Annotated in this window: 4 protein-coding genes; 3 read left to right on the top strand and 1 reads right to left on the bottom strand. The window is 72.2% G+C overall.

The window, feature by feature from the left end; translation table 11 throughout:
• Positions 1–140: 140 nt before the first annotated feature.
• Positions 141–14,774, top strand: a complete 14,634-nt coding sequence (locus AF335_RS36415) for a type I polyketide synthase (RefSeq protein WP_102919106.1) — start codon at positions 141–143, stop codon at positions 14,772–14,774.
• A 65-nt stretch (positions 14,775–14,839) separates the two neighbouring features.
• Here the strand turns inward: AF335_RS36415 and AF335_RS16325 are convergent, their stop codons facing one another.
• Entirely contained in the window at positions 14,840–15,739 is a 900-nt protein-coding gene (locus tag AF335_RS16325) for a proline iminopeptidase-family hydrolase (protein ID WP_102919105.1), read from the bottom strand.
• A 230-nt stretch (positions 15,740–15,969) separates the two neighbouring features.
• On the opposite strand from AF335_RS16325, the gene AF335_RS16320 reads away from it, so the two are divergent.
• Together AF335_RS16320 and AF335_RS16315 are read left to right on the top strand one after the other, a co-directional pair.
• Entirely contained in the window at positions 15,970–16,857 is an 888-nt protein-coding gene (locus AF335_RS16320) for an ACP S-malonyltransferase (RefSeq protein ID WP_221505226.1), read from the top strand.
• 38 nt (positions 16,858–16,895) lie between these two features.
• Entirely contained in the window at positions 16,896–17,177 is a 282-nt protein-coding gene (locus AF335_RS16315; protein ID WP_311775579.1) for a phosphopantetheine-binding protein, read from the top strand.
• Positions 17,178–17,197: the final 20 nt, after the last annotated feature.

The raw sequence follows: 17,197 nt of genomic DNA, 5'->3' as shown, positions 1-17,197 counted from the left end.
CGTCCGTACCCGGCCCGTATCCAGCCCGTGAGCGGTCCGGGCGCGCACCCCGCGCCCGGACCGCCCCCGGCCCCTCACCCCAGACTTCCCGGCCCGGCCGGATTCCCCAAGCACGCTCCAAGGAAGAGACGACACAGGACATGGCTCACGCTAACGAGGACAAGCTCCGCGACTATCTCAAGAAGGCGGCGGCCGACCTCCACGACTACCGGCAGCGGCTCCAGACGGTCGAGGCGAAGGCCCACGAGCCGATAGCCATCGTCGGCATGGCCTGCGCGCTCCCCGGCGGGATCGACGGCCCCGAGAAGTTGTGGCAGCGCCTCGTCGAGGGCGCCGACTGTGTCGGCCCCTTCCCGGCCGACCGCGGCTGGGACCTGGAGTCGCTCTACGACCCCGACCGCGAGAACGCCCGCCGCGGCACCTCGTACGTCCGCGAGGGCGGCTTCGTCGACGACGCCGCCGGCTTCGACCCGGGCTTCTTCGGCATCTCGCCCCGCGAGGCCATGGCGATGGACCCGCAGCAGCGCCTGCTGCTGGAGGCGTCCTGGCAGGCGTTCGAGCGGGCGGGCATCGACCCCACGACGCTCCGCGGCAGTCGCACCGGCGTCTACGCCGGTGTGATGTACAAGGAATACGCGGGCGACATGAGCGGCGTGCCCGAGGAGATCGACGCCTTCCTCGGCACCGGCACGTCCAACAGCGTCGTCTCCGGCCGCGTCTCGTACGCGCTCGGCCTCGAAGGCCCGGCCATGACCATCGACACGGCCTGCTCGTCGTCGCTGGTGGCCCTGCACCTCGCCGTCCAGGCCCTGCGCCAGGGCGAGTGCGAGCTCGCCCTCGCGGGCGGTGTGACCGTCGCCGTCACCCCGGACACCTACCGTGAGTTCAGCCAGCAGGGCGCCCTCGCCGCCGACGCCCGCTGCAAGCCCTTCGCCGAGGCGGCCGACGGCACGTCGCTCAGTGAGGGCGTCGGTGTGCTCCTCGTCGAGCGCCTGTCCGACGCCCGCCGCAACGGCCACCCCGTCCTGGCCGTGGTCCGGGGCTCGGCGGTGAACCAGGACGGTGCGAGCAACGGTCTGACGGCGCCGAACGGCCCGTCGCAGCAGCGGGTGATCCGTCAGGCCCTGGCCAACGCCCGGCTGGAGGCGGCCGACATCGACGCCGTCGAGGCGCACGGCACGGGCACCACGCTGGGCGACCCGATCGAGGCCCAGGCCCTGATCGCCACCTACGGGCAGGAACGTTCCGCCGACCGCCCCCTCTGGCTCGGCTCGCTGAAGTCGAACCTGGGCCACACCCAGGCGGCGGCCGGTGTCGGCGCGGTCATGAAGATGGTCCTCGCGATGCGCCACGGCCACCTGCCGAAGACGCTGCACGTCGACGAGCCGTCACGGAAGGTGGACTGGTCGGCAGGCGCCGTCGAGCTCCTCACGGAGGCCCGCGACTGGCCGGAGGCGGGCCGTCCGCGCCGTGCGGGTGTGTCGTCGTTCGGCTTCAGCGGTACGAACGCCCACGTGATCGTGGAACAGGCTCCGGCGGAGGAGGCCGTCGAGGTCTCCGGCGATGTCGTTCTGCCGGTGGTGCCGTGGGTGGTGTCGGGCAAGACGGCTGAGGCGCTGGATGCTCAGGTCGCGCAGGTGGTGGGTGCTGGTGTTGACCTGAGCCCGGTGGATGTCGGGTTCACTTTGGCGACGGCTCGTGCGCAGTTCGAGCACCGGGCTGTGGTGGTGGACGGCGAGCAGACGGTTAAGGGCCGGGTGCTGGGCGGGAAGCTTGCCGCGTTGTTCACGGGTCAGGGTGCGCAGCGGGCCGGTATGGGGCGTGAGCTGTACGCGGCCTATCCGGTGTTCGCGGGGGCGTTCGACGCTGCTTGTGCGGCGCTGGGTCTGGACCCGGCTGTTCTGGACGATGTGGAGTTGCTGGCTCGTACGGAGAACACGCAGCCCGCGCTGTTCGCTGTTGAGGTGGCGCTGTTCCGTCTCGCCGAGTCCTTGGGTGTCCGGCCGGACTTCCTGGCCGGTCACTCGATCGGTGAGATTGCTGCTGCGCATGTGGCGGGTGTGTTTTCGCTGGAGGATGCGGGCAAGCTGGTCGCGGCCCGTGCCGCGCTGATGCAGGCGCTGCCTGCTGGTGGGGCGATGGTCTCCCTGCGTGCCACCGAGGCCGAGGTGCGCGAGGCTCTCGTCGATGGCGTCGACATTGCGGCGGTCAACGGCCCGTCTTCCGTGGTGATCTCGGGTGACGAGCACGCGGTGGCGCAGGTCGCCGGGCGTTTCGAGAAGGCCCGTCGCCTGAACGTCTCGCACGCGTTCCATTCGTCCTTGATGGATGGAATGCTGGCCGGTTTCCGCGAGGTCGCTGAATCCCTCACCTACGCCGCCCCTTCTGTCCCGGTCGTCTCCAACGTGACCGGTGAGCTGGCCACGGATCTCGCTTCCCCCGAGTACTGGGTGCGGCACGTCCGTGAGGCCGTCCGTTTCGCCGACGGCATCCAGACCCTCCACTCCGAAGGCGTTCGCACCTTCCTGGAGCTGGGCCCGGATGGCGTTCTCTCCGCGATGGCTCAGGAGTGCCTGCCCGACGCCGAAGACGTCGCCTTCATCCCGGCCCTCCGTAAGGACCGCCCCGAGCCGACGGCCCTCGTCACCGCCCTCGGCCGTCTCCACATCACCGGCGCCCGCGTTGACTGGCCCGCCTTCTTCTCCGGCACCGGCGCCGCCCTCGCCGACCTCCCCACGTACGCCTTCCAGCACGAGCGCTACTGGCTTGAGGGCGGTCCCGCGTACGGCGACATGCAGGCCGCCGGCCTCGGCGCGGCCGAGCACCCGCTGCTCGGCGCGGTCGTGGCCCTGCCCGACTCCGACGGCTTCGTCTTCGCGGGCCGGCTGTCGCTGCGTACGCATCCGTGGCTCGCGGATCACGTCATAGGCGGCAGTGTGCTGCTTCCGGGCACGGCCTTCGTCGAACTCGCCATCCGCGCGGGCGACCAGGTCGGCTGCACCACCGTCGAGGAACTCACCCTTGAGGCCCCGCTGGTCCTGGCCGAGCAGGACGCCGCCCAGCTCCGCGTCACGGTCGGCGCCCCCGACGCTACGGGCCGCCGCGAGCTGACCGTCCACTCCCGTGCCGAGGGCGCCCCCGACGACGCCCCCTGGCAGCGGAACGCCTCCGGCACCCTCACCACCGAGGCCCCCGCCTACGCCGTCGACCTCATCACCTGGCCCCCGGCGGACGCCGAGCCCGTGGACGTCGACGGGCTCTACGAAGGTCTCGCCGCCGCCGGCCTGGAGTACGGGCCGGTCTTCCAGGGCGTCACCGCCGCCTGGAGCAAGGGCGACGACATCTACGCAGAGGTCTCGCTGCCCGAGGGCACGGACGTCGCGTCGTACGGGCTGCACCCGGCGCTGCTGGACGCCACGCTGCACACCATCCCCCTCTCGGCTCACATACGCGCCGAGGGTTCGCCGTCCGAGGAAGGCGGCGTCAAGCTGCCGTTCGCATGGCGCGGAGTGACCCTCCGCGCGACCGGGGCCGGTGCGCTGCGGGTCAAGGTCACGCCCTCGGGCGACAGCGCGACGCTGGAGCTCGCCGACGCGGCGGGCATGGCGGTCGCGTCGGTGGAGTCGCTCGTCGTGCGGCCGTTCGCCGCCGACCAACTGCGCACGGCTGACCAGGGCATGCGGGACGCGCTGTTCCGGGTGGAGTGGGTGCCGGTCGCGACCCGCGCCGACGCTGTGTCCATGTCCGTGTCCGTCCTGGGCGCGGACCACGCGGACCTCGCCGCGCTGCGCGCCGCTGTGGACGGCGGCGCGCCCCTGCCCTCCGTCACCGTTGTGCCGTGCCAGTCCGGTGCGGTGCGCGAGGTCGTGCACGGCGTACTGGGCCTGGTGCAGGAGTGGCTCGCGGACGAGCGGTTCGCCGACTCCAGGCTCGTCCTGGTGACCCGGGGCGCGGCGGCTGTGGCCGGTGACGCGGACGTCGATCCCGTACAGGCCGCCGTGTGGGGTCTGGTGCGTTCGGCGCAGTCGGAGAACCCCGGCCGCGTGGTCCTCGTCGACACCGACGCCGGCCCCGAGACCTTCGGTGCCGCTGTCGCCGCCGCCGACGCGGGGGACGAGCACCAGATCGCCGTACGCGGGGGAGAGGTCTTCGCGCCTCGTCTCGCCCGTGCCTCGGTCACCGCTGCTGACCAGGGTGTCTGGGATGCTGAGGGCACGGTTCTGATCACGGGTGGTACGGGTTCCCTGGGTGCGCTCGTGGCCCGGCACCTGGTGGCCGAGCACGGCGTACGCGGTCTGGTGCTGACCAGCCGTCGTGGTCTGGATGCCCCGGGCGCGGCCGAGCTGCGTGACGAACTGACCGCTCTCGGTGCCGAGGTGGCCGTCGCCGCGTGCGACGTTGCCGACCGCGAGGCTGTGGCCGAGTTGCTGGCCGCCCATCCCGTCACCGCTGTCGTGCACACCGCCGGAGTCCTCGACGACGGCGTGATCGGTTCGCTGTCGGGGGAGCGTCTGGACGCGGTCTTCGGCCCGAAGGCGGATGCGGCTCGTCATCTGCATGAGCTGACCGCCGGTATGGAGCTGTCGGCGTTCGTGCTGTTCTCTTCCGCTGCCGGTGTGTTCGGCAACGCCGGTCAGGGCAACTACGCGGCTGCCAACGCCTACCTGGACGCTCTCGCTCAGCAGCGTGTCGCCGCCGGTCTCCCCGCGACGTCCCTCGCCTGGGGTCTGTGGGAGGACACGGACGGCATGGGCGCCGAGCTGGAATCCGCGCATGCTTCCCGTATGGGCAGCAGTGGTGTGCTCGCGATCGCGCCCCGGCAGGGTCTGGAACTCCTCGACGCCGCCGTGGCCTCGGGTGAGCCTTTGCTCGTACCGGCTCCGCTCGACCTGGCCGTCCTGCGGGCGGGTGCGGCGACGCACCCGCTCCTGCCGCTGATGCGCGGCCTGGTGCGCGTGCCCGCGCGTCGCACGGTCGACGCCCGTCAGGCGGAGTCCCTGCGGCAGCGCCTGCTCACGCTGCCCGAGGCCGAGCGGGCCGGGACGCTGCTCGACCTGGTGCGCGACGAGGTCGCCGGGGTCCTCGGCCACTCCTCCGGCGCGGTCATCGAGCCGGACCGGGCGTTCACGGAGCTGGGCTTCGACTCCCTCACGGCGGTCGAGTTCCGCAACCGCCTCAACGCCGTGACGGGCCTCCGGCTGCCCGCCACGCTGATCTTCGACTACCCGACGACCCGCGTCCTCATGGAGTACGTGCGTGACGAGCTCGCCGGCTCCCTGCCGCAGGCGGCCCTCGCGGTTCCGGTGCGTACGGCCCGTGTGGACGACGACCCGATCGCGATCGTCGGCATGGCCTGCCGCTACCCCGGCGGTGTGAGCTCGCCCGAGGGTCTGTGGGACCTGGTCGTCAACGGGCGCGACGGGGTGACGTCCTTCCCGACCGACCGTGGCTGGGACCTGGAGAACCTCTACGACCCGACAGGTGAGCGCCCAGGGACCTCGTACACGCGTCAGGGCGGCTTCCTCCACGAGGCCGCCGAGTTCGACCCGGCGTTCTTCGGGATCAGCCCGCGTGAGGCCCTCGCGATGGACCCGCAGCAGCGTCTGCTGCTGGAGACCACCTGGGAGGCCGTCGAGCGGGCGGGCATCGACCCGACCGGCCTGCGTGGCAGCCGGACCGGTGTTTTCGCCGGTGCGATGTACCACGACTACGCGTCCGGCATCGGCACGTCCGTCCCCGAGGGCGTCGACGGCTTCCTGGGCACCGGCACCTCGGGCAGCGTCGTCTCCGGCCGTCTCTCCTACGTGTTCGGGCTGGAGGGCCCGGCGGTGACGGTGGACACGGCGTGCTCGTCGTCGCTGGTCGCCCTGCACCTGGCCGTCCAGGCCCTGCGCGCGGGTGAGTGCGAGCTCGCCCTCGCCGGCGGTGTGACCGTGATGGCCACCCCCAGCTCGTTCATGGAGTTCTCCCGTCAGCGCGGCCTGGCCACGGACGGCCGGTGCAAGGCGTTCGCGGCGGGTGCGGACGGTACGGGCTGGGCCGAGGGCGTAGGCATGCTGCTCGTGGAGCGGCTTTCCGACGCGCGGCGCAACGGTCACCCGGTCCTGGGCATCGTCCGGGGCTCGGCGGTGAACCAGGACGGCGCCAGCAACGGTCTGACCGCCCCGAACGGTCCGTCGCAGCAGCGGGTGATCCGCCAGGCGCTGGCCACGGCCGGTCTCTCTCCGGCGGATGTCGACGCTGTCGAGGCGCACGGTACGGGTACGACGCTGGGTGACCCGATCGAGGCGCAGGCGTTGCTGGCCACGTACGGTCAGGAGCGCGCGGGCGACGAGCCGCTGTGGCTCGGCTCGTTCAAGTCGAACATCGGTCACGCGCAGGCGGCGGCCGGTGTCGGCGGGATCATCAAGATGCTCATGGCCATGCGCCATGGGGTGCTGCCGAAGACGCTGCACGTCGACGAGCCGTCGCCGCACATCGACTGGGCGGACGGGGCCGTCGAGCTCCTCACCGAGGCCCGCGACTGGCCGGAGGTGGGTCGTCCGCGTCGTGCGGGTATCTCCTCCTTCGGCTTCAGCGGCACGAACGCGCACGTCATCGTCGAGCAGCCTCCGGTGATGTCCGAGGCCGCCGCCGTGGACGCCGTGTTGCCCCCGGTGGTGCCGTGGGTGGTGTCGGCCAAGTCGCCGGAGGCCCTCGACGCGCAGGTCGCACGGGTGCGGGAGGCGGGTGCCGACCTCAACCCGGTCGACGTTGCCTTCACGCTGGCGACGGCTCGTGCGCAGTTCGAGCACCGGGCTGTGGCGGTGGGCGAGCAGACGGTCAAGGGCCGGGTGCTGGGCGGCAAGGTCGCCGCGTTGTTCACGGGTCAGGGTGCTCAGCGGGCTGGGATGGGCCGTGAGCTGCACGCTGCCTATCCGGTGTTCGCGGAGGCTTTCGACGCTGCGTGTGCGGCGCTGGGCTTGGACCCGGCCGTCTTCGATGATGCGGAGGCTCTGGCTCGTACGGAGAACACGCAGCCCGCGCTGTTCGCGGTCGAGGTGGCGCTGTTCCGTCTCGCCGAGTCCTTCGGTGTCCGGCCGGACTTCGTGGCTGGTCACTCCATTGGTGAGATCGCGGCGGCTCACGTTGCGGGTGTGTTCTCGCTGGAGGATGCGGGCAAGCTGGTCGCCGCTCGTGCCGCGCTGATGCAGGCCCTGCCTGCCGGTGGGGCGATGGTTTCCCTTCGTGCCACCGAGGCCGATGTCCGTGCCGTGCTGGTCGACGGTGTCGACATCGCCGCGATCAACGGACCTTCCTCTGTGGTCATTTCCGGTGTTGAGGCCGCTGTCGAGGCGGTGGCCGGTCGTTTCGAGAAGGCTCGTCGTCTCAACGTTTCGCACGCCTTCCACTCGTCCCTGATGGACGGGATGCTGGCCGGTTTCCGCGAGATCGCCGAGTCCCTCACTTACACCGTCCCCGCCATCCCGGTCGTCTCCAACGTCACGGGCCAGCTGGCCACGGATCTGACGTCCCCCGAGTACTGGGTCCGTCACGTCCGTGAGGGCGTCCGCTTCGCCGACGGCATCCAGACCCTCCATGATCAGGGTGTTCGCACCTTCCTGGAGCTCGGCCCGGATGGCGTTCTCTCCGCGATGGCGCAGGAATGCCTGCCCGACGCCGAAGACGTCGCGTTCGTACCGGCCCTCCGTAAGGACCGCCCCGAGCCGACCTCCCTCGTCACCGCCCTCGGCCGCCTCCACATCACCGGCACCCGCGTCGACTGGCCCGCCTTCTTCTCCGGTACCGGCGCGCGCCTCACCGACCTCCCCACCTACCCCTTCCAGCACGAGAGCTTCTGGCTCGGCAGTGCGGCGAGCACCGGTGACGCCACCGCCATCGGCCAGGGTCCGGCGGATCACCCGCTGCTGGGTGCGGTCGTCGCTCTGCCGGACTCCGAGGGGCTGCTCCTCACAGGCCGGGTGTCGCTCCAGAGCCACCCGTGGCTCGCGGACCACGCCGTCATGGGTACGGTCCTGCTCCCCGGTACCGCGTTCGTCGATCTGGCGATCCGCGCCGGTGACGAGGCCGGTTGCACGACCGTCGACGAGCTCACCCTCGAAGCGCCGCTGGTCCTGCACGGGAACGGTGGTGTCCAGCTACGGGTGACCGTGGGCGAACCGGACGACACCGGCCGGCGGAGCCTGACCGTCCACTCCCGGCCCGAGGGTGCTCCCGAGGACATGCCCTGGGTCCGCCACGCCTCCGGCCTCCTCGCCCCGGCAGCCGAGGACGCGTCCCCGGCTGCCCTCGCCGTCTGGCCGCCCGAGGGCGCCGAGCCCGTCGGCGTCGGCGACCTCTACGAGGGGCTCGCGGGCATCGGGCTGGAGTACGGCGCCGTCTTCCGTGGTGTGACCGCCGCCTGGCGCGAGGGCGGTGACGTCTACGCCGAGGTCGCCCTCCCCGAGGACGCCGACGCCGCCAGGTTCGGGCTGCACCCGGCGCTCCTGGACGCGACGCTGCACGCCATGGCGTTCGGTGATTTCGTGGCCGGTGGCGAGGCGGGTCCGCAGCTGCCGTTCGCGTGGTCGGGGGTCACCCTGCACGCCAATGGCGCCACCGCCGTCCGCGTCCGCCTCAGCCGTACCCGTGACGGCAGCGGCGTCACGCTGAGCCTCACCGACACCACCGGTGCCCCGGTGGCCACGGTCGGGTCGCTCGTCCTGCGTACCGTCTCCGCCGACCAGCTCAGCGCGGGCGCCTCCCGTGACGACTCCCTCTTCCGGCTGGAGTGGAACGCCCTCTCGACGGACGTACCGGAGGAGGCGGTCCTCGGCCACCTGGCCGATCTCGATCTCACCGGGACCACCGGGACCACCAAGGCCCCCGAGGCCCCCGACACCCCCGAGTTCGTCCTCGTCCCGGTCCCGGCTCCGGCCACCGCCGACGACGCCCCGCACCCCACCGGGGACGGGTACTCCGCCGCCCCGGCCCACACCGCCGCCCACCGGACCCTCGCCCTTGTGCAGCGGTGGCTGGACGACGAGCGGTTCGCCGAGTCGCGGCTCGTCCTGCTGACGCGCGGCGGGGTGTCCGTCGAGGCGTCCGAGCCGGTCGCGGACCTGGCGCAGGCGGCCGTCTGGGGCCTGGTGAAGTCCGCCCAGTCGGAGAACCCGGGCCGCTTCGTGCTCGTCGACACCGACGGGTCGGAGGAGTCGCGCGAGGTGCTCGCGCGTGCCCTCGCCGCCGGTGAGCACCAGCTGGCGCTGCGCGGCGGTGAGGCGTTCGTGCCCCGGCTGGCACGGGCGTCCGCCTCGGAGGTGCTGGCGCTGCCCGCCGACACCTCCGACTCCTGGCGGCTCGACATCACCGCGAAGGGGACCTTCCAGGGCCTCGGTTTCGTGCCCGCCGCGCCCAACCTCGCCCCGCTGGAGCCGGGCCAGGTCCGGGTCTCGGTGCGGGCGAGCGGTCTGAACTTCCGTGACGTGCTCAACGTCCTGGACATGTACCCGGGCGACGCCGGCGAGCTGGGCATGGAAGGCGCGGGCGTCGTCGTCGAGACCGGGCCGGGCGTGACGGACCTGGCGGTCGGGGACCGGGTGATGGGCCTGCTGTCGGCCTCCTTCGGCCCGTACAGCGTCTCGGACCGGCGGCTCGTCGTCCGGATGCCGGAGGGCTGGACGTTCGCCCAGGCCGCGGCCGCCCCCGTCGTCTATCTGACGGCCTACTACGCGCTCGTCGACCTCGCGGGCCTGCGCGACGGCGAGTCGATCCTCATCCACGCCGCCGCCGGCGGTGTGGGCACGGCCGCCGTGCAGCTCGCCGCCCACCTGGGCGCCGAGGTGTACGGCACGGCGAGCCCGCGCAAGTGGCCGACGCTGCGGGCCTTCGGCCTGGACGACGCGCACCTCGCCTCGTCGCGCGACCTGGAGTTCCACGACGCGTTCATGGCCGCCACCGGCGGTCGTGGCATGGACGTGGTGCTGGACTGCCTGGCCGGCGAGTTCGTGGACGCCTCGCTGCGGATGCTGCCGCGCGGCGGCCGGTTCGTCGAGATGGGCAAGACGGACATCCGCGACGCCGCCGAGGTGGCCGCCGCCCACCAGGGTGTCGCCTACCAGGCGTTCGACATGATGGAGGCGGGCCCGGACCGCATCCAGGAGATGCTCGTGGAGCTGGTGGCGCTCGTCGACGCCGGTGTCCTCAAGGCCCTGCCGGTCACCGCGTGGGACGTGCGCCGGGCCCCCGAGGCGTTCCGCTACCTGGGCCAGGCCCGCAACGTCGGCAAGGTCGTCCTGACCGTGCCGCGCCCGTGGGACGCCGACGGCACGGTTCTGATCACGGGTGGTACGGGTGCGCTGGGCGCCCTGTTCGCCCGTCATCTGGTCACCGAGCACGGTGTGCGTCACCTGCTGCTGACCAGCCGTCGTGGCCTCGGCGCGCCCGGTGCCGCCGAGCTGCGCGACGAACTCGCCGCCCTCGGCGCCGAGGTGACCGTAGCCGCCTGTGACGCCGCCGACCGCGACGCGCTGGCCGCGCTCCTCGCGTCCGTACCCGTCGCGCACCCGCTGTCCGGTGTCATCCACACCGCCGGCGTCCTCGACGACGCGACCGTCTCCTCCCTCACGCCCGAGCAGATCGACACGGTCTTCGGCGCCAAGGTCGACGCGGCCGTCAACCTCCACGAGCTGACGGAGGGCCTCGACCTCTCCGCGTTCGTCCTGTTCTCGTCCGTCGCCGGAGTCTTCGGCAACCCGGGCCAGGCCAACTACGCCTCCGCGAACGCGTTCATCGACGCCCTGGCCCAGCGCCGCCGCACGGCGGGTCTGCCGGGTCTGTCGCTGGCGTGGGGCCTGTGGGCCGGGGCGAGCGGCATGGGCGGTGAGCTGTCGGCCGTGGACCTGGAGCGGATGAACCGCTCGGGGATGCCGCCGCTGTCCACCGAGGAGGGCCTGAGCCTCTTCGACACGGCGCAGAGCCTGGGCCTGGGCGCCCTCGCGCCCGTGCGGCTCGACATGGCCGTCCTCGCGGCGGCCGCGGGCGAGCAGCTTCCGCCGCTGCTGAGCGGGCTGGTGCGGACGCGTACGCGGCGTACCGCGGCGCGTTCGTCGGCCGCGGCCGAGGGGCTGCGGCAGCGGCTCGCGGGGCTGAGCGGGGCCGAGCGCGAGGAGGCGATCCTCGACCTCATCAGGACCGATGTCGCGGCCGTCCTCGGGCACGCCGGGGCCGACGACGTGGACCCGGAGCGGTCGTTCAAGGAGAGCGGCTTCGACTCGCTCACGGCCGTCGAGCTGCGGAACCGTGTCAACGCGGGGACGGGGCTGCGGCTGCCGGTGACTCTCGTCTTCGACTACCCGACGCCGCGCGTCCTCATGGAGTACGTGCGCGACGAGCTGGCCGGCGGGCTGGCCGAACAGACCACCGCCGCGCCCGTCAAGGCCGTGGACGACGACCCCGTCGCGATCGTCGGCATGGGCTGCCGCTACCCCGGCGGCGCCTCCTCCCCGGACCTGCTGTGGGACCTGGTGGCCTCCGGCGGCGACGCGATGACCACCTTCCCGACCGACCGCGACTGGAACCCCGAGCGGCTCTACGACCCCACGGGCGAGCGCCCGGGGACCTCGTACACCCGCGACGGCGGCTTCCTCCACGAGGCGACCGAGTTCGACGCCGGGTTCTTCGGGATCTCGCCGCGCGAGGCCCTCGCGATGGACCCGCAGCAGCGTCTGCTGCTGGAGACCACCTGGGAGACCATCGAAGGCGCGGGCATCGACCCGACCACGCTGCGCGGCAGCCGCACCGGCGTCTACGCGGGCGCCATCCACTTCGACTACGCGTCGCGCCTCGGCGGCTCCGTGCCGGACGACGTCGGCGGCTTCCTCGGCACCGGCACCTCCGGCGGTGTGATGTCCGGCCGTGTCTCGTACGCGCTCGGCCTGGAGGGCCCGGCCGTCACCGTCGACACGGCGTGCTCGTCGTCGCTGGTCGCCCTGCACATGGCCGTCCAGGCCCTGCGCTCCGGCGAGTGCGACCTCGCGCTCGCCGGTGGTGTCACCGTGATGTCCACCCCCAACGCCTTCGTCGACTTCTCGCGCCAGGGCGGGCTCGCCAGGGACGGGCGTTGCAAGGCGTTCGCGTCGGCGGCCGACGGCACCGGCTGGGGCGAGGGCATCGGCATGCTGATGGTGGAGCGGCTGTCGGACGCGCGCCGCAACGGCCACCGGGTCCTCGGCATCGTCCGGGGCACCGCGATCAACCAGGACGGCGCCAGCAACGGCCTGACCGCCCCGAACGGCCCCTCCCAGCAGCGGGTGATCCGGCAGGCCCTCGCCGTGGCCGGGCTCTCCCCGGCCGACGTGGACGCGGTCGAGGCGCACGGCACGGGCACCACGCTGGGTGACCCGATCGAGGCCCAGGCCCTCCTGTCCACTTACGGTCAGGAGCGTGCGGGTGACGAGCCGCTGTGGCTCGGCTCGCTGAAGTCCAACATCGGTCACACGCAGGCCGCCGCGGGCGTCGGCGGCGTGATCAAGATGGTCATGGCGATGCGCAACGGCGTCCTGCCCAGGACGCTGCACGTCGACGAGCCCTCCAAGCACGTCGACTGGGCCGACGGCGCCGTCGAGCTGCTGACCGAGAACCGCGACTGGCCGGAGACCGGCCGGCCCCGGCGCGCCGGTGTGTCGTCGTTCGGCTTCAGCGGTACGAACGCGCACGTCATCGTCGAGCAGGCGCCGCCGGCCGAGGAGGCCGAGCGGACCGCCGAGCGGGAACTGCCCGTCGTGCCGCTCGTGATGAGCGCCAAGAGCGAGAAGGCCCTGGCCGCCCAGGTGGCCCGGATCCGTACGGCCGCCGCCGGGCGCGACCTGCGCGACGTCGGTCTCACGCTGGCGACGTCGCGGGCGCACTTCGACCACCGGGCCGTGGTGGTGGGCACCGAGTCGGCGACCGGCAAGGCGGTGGGCGGAAAGCTCGCCGCGCTGTTCACGGGTCAGGGTGCTCAGCGGGCGGGGATGGGGCGTGAGCTTTACGCGGCCTTCCCCGTCTTCGCGGAGGCGTTCGACGCCGCGTGCGCCGCGCTGGGTCTGGACCCGGCCGTTCTGGACGATGCGGAGGCTCTGGCTCGTACGGAGAACACGCAGCCTGCCCTGTTCGCGGTCGAGGTGGCGCTGTTCCGGCTGGCCGAGTCGTGGGGCGTTCGCCCTGACTTCGTCGCCGGTCACTCCATTGGTGAGATCGCTGCTGCTCACGTCGCGGGTGTGTTCTCGTTGGAGGACGCGGGCAAGCTGGTCGCCGCCCGTGCCCGCCTCATGCAGGCCCTGCCTGCCGGTGGGGCGATGGTCTCCCTGCGCGCCACCGAGGCCGATGTCCGTGCCGTGCTCGTCGACGGTGTCGACATCGCCGCCATCAACGGCCCGTCGTCCGTGGTGATCTCGGGTGACGAGCACGCGGTGGCGCAGGTTGCCGGGCGTTTCGAGAAGGCCCGTCGTCTGAACGTCTCGCACGCGTTCCATTCGTCCTTGATGGACGGGATGCTGGCCGGTTTCCGCGAGGTCGCCGAGTCCCTCACGTACGGCGTTCCGGCGATCCCGGTCGTCTCCAACCTCACCGGCCACCTCGCCACCGCGCAGGAGCTGTGCTCGCCCGAGTACTGGGTCCGGCACGTGCGGGGTACCGTCCGGTTCGGTGACGGCGTCCGTACGCTGCACGACCAGGGCGTGCGGGTGTTCCTGGAGATCGGTCCGGACGCCGTGCTGTCCGCCATGGCCCAGGAATGCCTGCCGGGCGCCCGCAACCTCGCGTTCGTGCCCGCGCAGCGGCGGGACCGCACCGAGGCGCAGGCGGTCGTGACCGCCCTCGGCAAGCTGCACGTCGCGGGCGGCCGCGTCGACTGGGAGGCGTTCTTCGCCGGCACCGGCGCCCGCCGCGTGGACCTGCCGACGTACCCGTTCCAGCGCCGGCACTACTGGCTGGAGAGCACGCCGGACGCCGCCGGGGACGGTGACACCGAGGGCGGCGCGTCGCTCGGTTCGCTCGACGCGGAGTTCTGGGGCGCGGTCGACCGGCAGGACCTGAACGCGCTCGCGGCCCTGCTGCCGTCCCTGGCATCATGGCGCGCCCGCAACGGCTCCGGTGCGCCGGCCGCGGCGGAGGCGGCCGCGCCGCGTGCCGAGGCACCGCGAGTGGAGGAAACCCGGGCGACGGCACCCCGGACGGAAGCGCCCGGGGCCGGGGCGCCCCGGGCGGAAGCACCCCGAACGGAGGCGTTCACCATGGCGAAGAAGCCGGTCGAGGCGTACCAGGCCGAGGACCGTTCCTCGCGGCGCCGGTCGTCCGGGAGGTCCGCCCCGGCGGCCCCCTACGGCGTGTCGGCCCCGCCCGCCCCTTACGGGGTCTCGGCACCGGCCGCTCCGCCGGCGCCGTACGGGGTGTCCGCCCCCGCGGCCCCGCACGGAGGCTCCGCCCCTGAGGCTCCGGCGGGTGACGTGCGCGCCTTCTACGAGCGCGTGGCCGACCTGTCGGAGGGGGAGCGGCTCGACATCCTCTGCGAGATCCTGATCCGGGAGACGGCCGCGGTGCTCGGCCTCGACGACCTGGACGAGATCGACGAGGACGCCGACCTGCTCAACATGGGGTTCACGTCCCTGACGGCGGTGGAGCTCCGCAACAGGCTGGAGCGGATCACCGGCCTTGAGCTGCCGGCGACGCTGGTCTACGACCACCGGACCATCTACGACGTCTGCGAGTTCCTGCTGGAGGAGCTGGAGGACATGGCGGAGGAGCTGGACCTGTAGAAACGGACCGGGGCCCGGGCCGGGCGGGGGAGCACCCCGCCCGGCCCGGGCCCCGGTGGCTTCCGTCAGCCCAGCGAGCCGAGGTATTCCGTCATCACCTCGGTGAACCTCTCCGGCTCCTCGACGTGCGGCATGTGGCTGGAGTTCTCCAGGATCTCCCAGCTCACATCGGGTATCTCGTCGTAGAACGGCTGCACCGTCGCCGGGGTCGCCTCGTCGTGCCGCCCGCTGATCAGCAGCGTCGGCACCTCGACCGCGTGCAGCCGGTCGACGACGGACCAGTCGCGGAGGGTCCCGATGACGGTGAAGTCGTTGGGGCCGTTCATCGTGCCGTAGACGGTCGGGTCGCTGCCGAGCGCCATGAGGGTGCGCATGACCTCGGGCGGGATCGGGTCGGCGCGGCAGACGTGGCGCTGGTAGTAGGCGTACATGGCGTGCTGGTACTCCGGGTCGTCGAACGCCCCGGTCGCCTCGTGCCGGTTCAGGGCCTCCTGGAGGGCCTCGGGCAGTCCCGCGCGCAGCCGCAGGGCCTCCGCGCGCCACAGCGGCATGGACGCGGGCGAGTTGGCGATCACCATGCCGCGCAGGCCGGCGGGCTGCCGCACGGCGTGCTCGGCGGCGAGCATGCCGCCCCAGGACTGGCCGAAGAGGATGTAGTCGTCGGCGACGCCCAGGTGCTCCAGGAGGTTGTCGAGCTCGCGGAGGAAGAGGTCCACCGTCCAGAAGTCGGCGTCCCGGCCGGGCAGGTGGGTCGAGGCGCCGTTGCCGAGCTGGTCGTAGTGGATGACCGGCCAGCCCTGCCCGGCCAGCTCCGTCAGCGACAGCAGATAGTCGTGGGTGCTGCCGGGGCCGCCGTGCATGACGACCAGCGGGGGGTTTCCCGCGTCGAGTTCACCGGTGACGCGGTACCAGGTCCGGTGTTCGCCGAACGGAACGGTTCCGGTGGCGCTGGGAGTTGCGAACAAAGCTGGAGACACCCCATCTGATAGTGCTGCGACGTGCACCTCAGAGTGCCTCTCCGGGCGCCCGCCCGGCCACCCCGATAGGGGCTGGATCCGGGCCGGTAGGGGTATCGCGAAGGCCCCTGCGGAGCCGACGATTTGATGTGTTGCCTGAGGTATCACTCGATATCACTCGGTATCGCTCACCGACGACGACAGGTTACTGGATGAGTACGGCTGTTGTATTTCCCGGAATGGGACCGAACCGCTTCGCGGACGCGGCGAAATTCATGATGGTCAACCCCTCGGCGAGGCGGCTGCTCGCGGCCGCCTCCGATGCCGTCGGGTATTCCGTCATGAACCGGTTCAGGGATTCCGAGGACGACTACTCCGAGGCCGCCCAGGTCGCGTTCTTCGTGAATTGCGTGGCGCTGGCGGAGTGGGCGCGCGAGCGGTACGGGCTGGAGCCCGCGTTCTGCGCCGGTCCGAGCTTCGGGCAGAAGGCGCTGACGGCGTTCACCGGCGCGCTGCCGTTCGAGGACGCGGCGCGGCTGACCGCGCTGCTGGCCCGCCGCACGGCCGAGTACTTCGCGACCGAGCACCGGGACCTGGTGACGCTGTCGTTCGTCCGGGCGCCGTGGGAGGCGCTCGCGCCCCTGCTGGAGGAGCTCACCGAGCGCGGCGAGTGGCACGACTTCTCCTGCTATCTCGACGACGGCTTCTACATGCTCACCCTGCGCGCGCAAGCCGTCGAGGAATTCGAGCGGCGTATTCGGTCGATCGGCGGTCTGCCGCTGTACACGATGCGCCCGCCGATGCACTCCTCGCGCTTCTCCGGACTGCGCGAGCAGGTGGCGGACGAGGTGCTCGGGGAGTTCACCTTCAGTGACCCGGAGATACCGGTGGTCGCCGACGGCGACGGCTCGGTCGTACGGACCGGCGAGGGCATCCGGAACATGCTGCTGGACGGCTATGTGACGGCCGTCCGCTGGCCTTCCGTCGTGGCGACGCTCAAGGAACTCGGCGTCACCAGGCTGTGCGTCGCCGGACCGGACAGGCTGTTCGGCCGGGTCGACTGCACCGTCAGCAATTTCGAGGTACTGGCCGCCGATCCGGTCCGCGCGATGCGCCCCCGTACCTGAGCCGAACCGCGCCCCGAGGCAAACGAACCGTGAAAAACGTGGAAGAGGAGACGACCCGTATGTGGGACCAGCAGTTCGAGGACATTCTGCGCCGCGCCCTGCCGTACATGGAGCCCGGGGAGACGATCCTCGCCGACCTGGAACTGCGGGACTACGGACTCGACTCCCTCGGCATCGTCGATCTCCTGATGGACCTGGAGAGCACCTACGGCGTGCAGTTCCGTGACGAGTCGCTGTCCCGGGAGACCTTCGCCACGCCCGCCGGGCTGTGGGCGACGCTCTCCTCGCTGACGGGCGCCGGGCCGCTGCCGGCGGCCTGACCCGCACGGACCGACCGAAC

The organism is Streptomyces eurocidicus, from assembly GCF_002891295.1.
GTDB classification, from domain to species: Bacteria; Actinomycetota; Actinomycetes; order Streptomycetales; family Streptomycetaceae; genus Streptomyces; species Streptomyces eurocidicus.
Note: the sequence above shows the minus strand (reverse complement) of the source record. Positions and strands in the feature narration are given on the sequence as shown.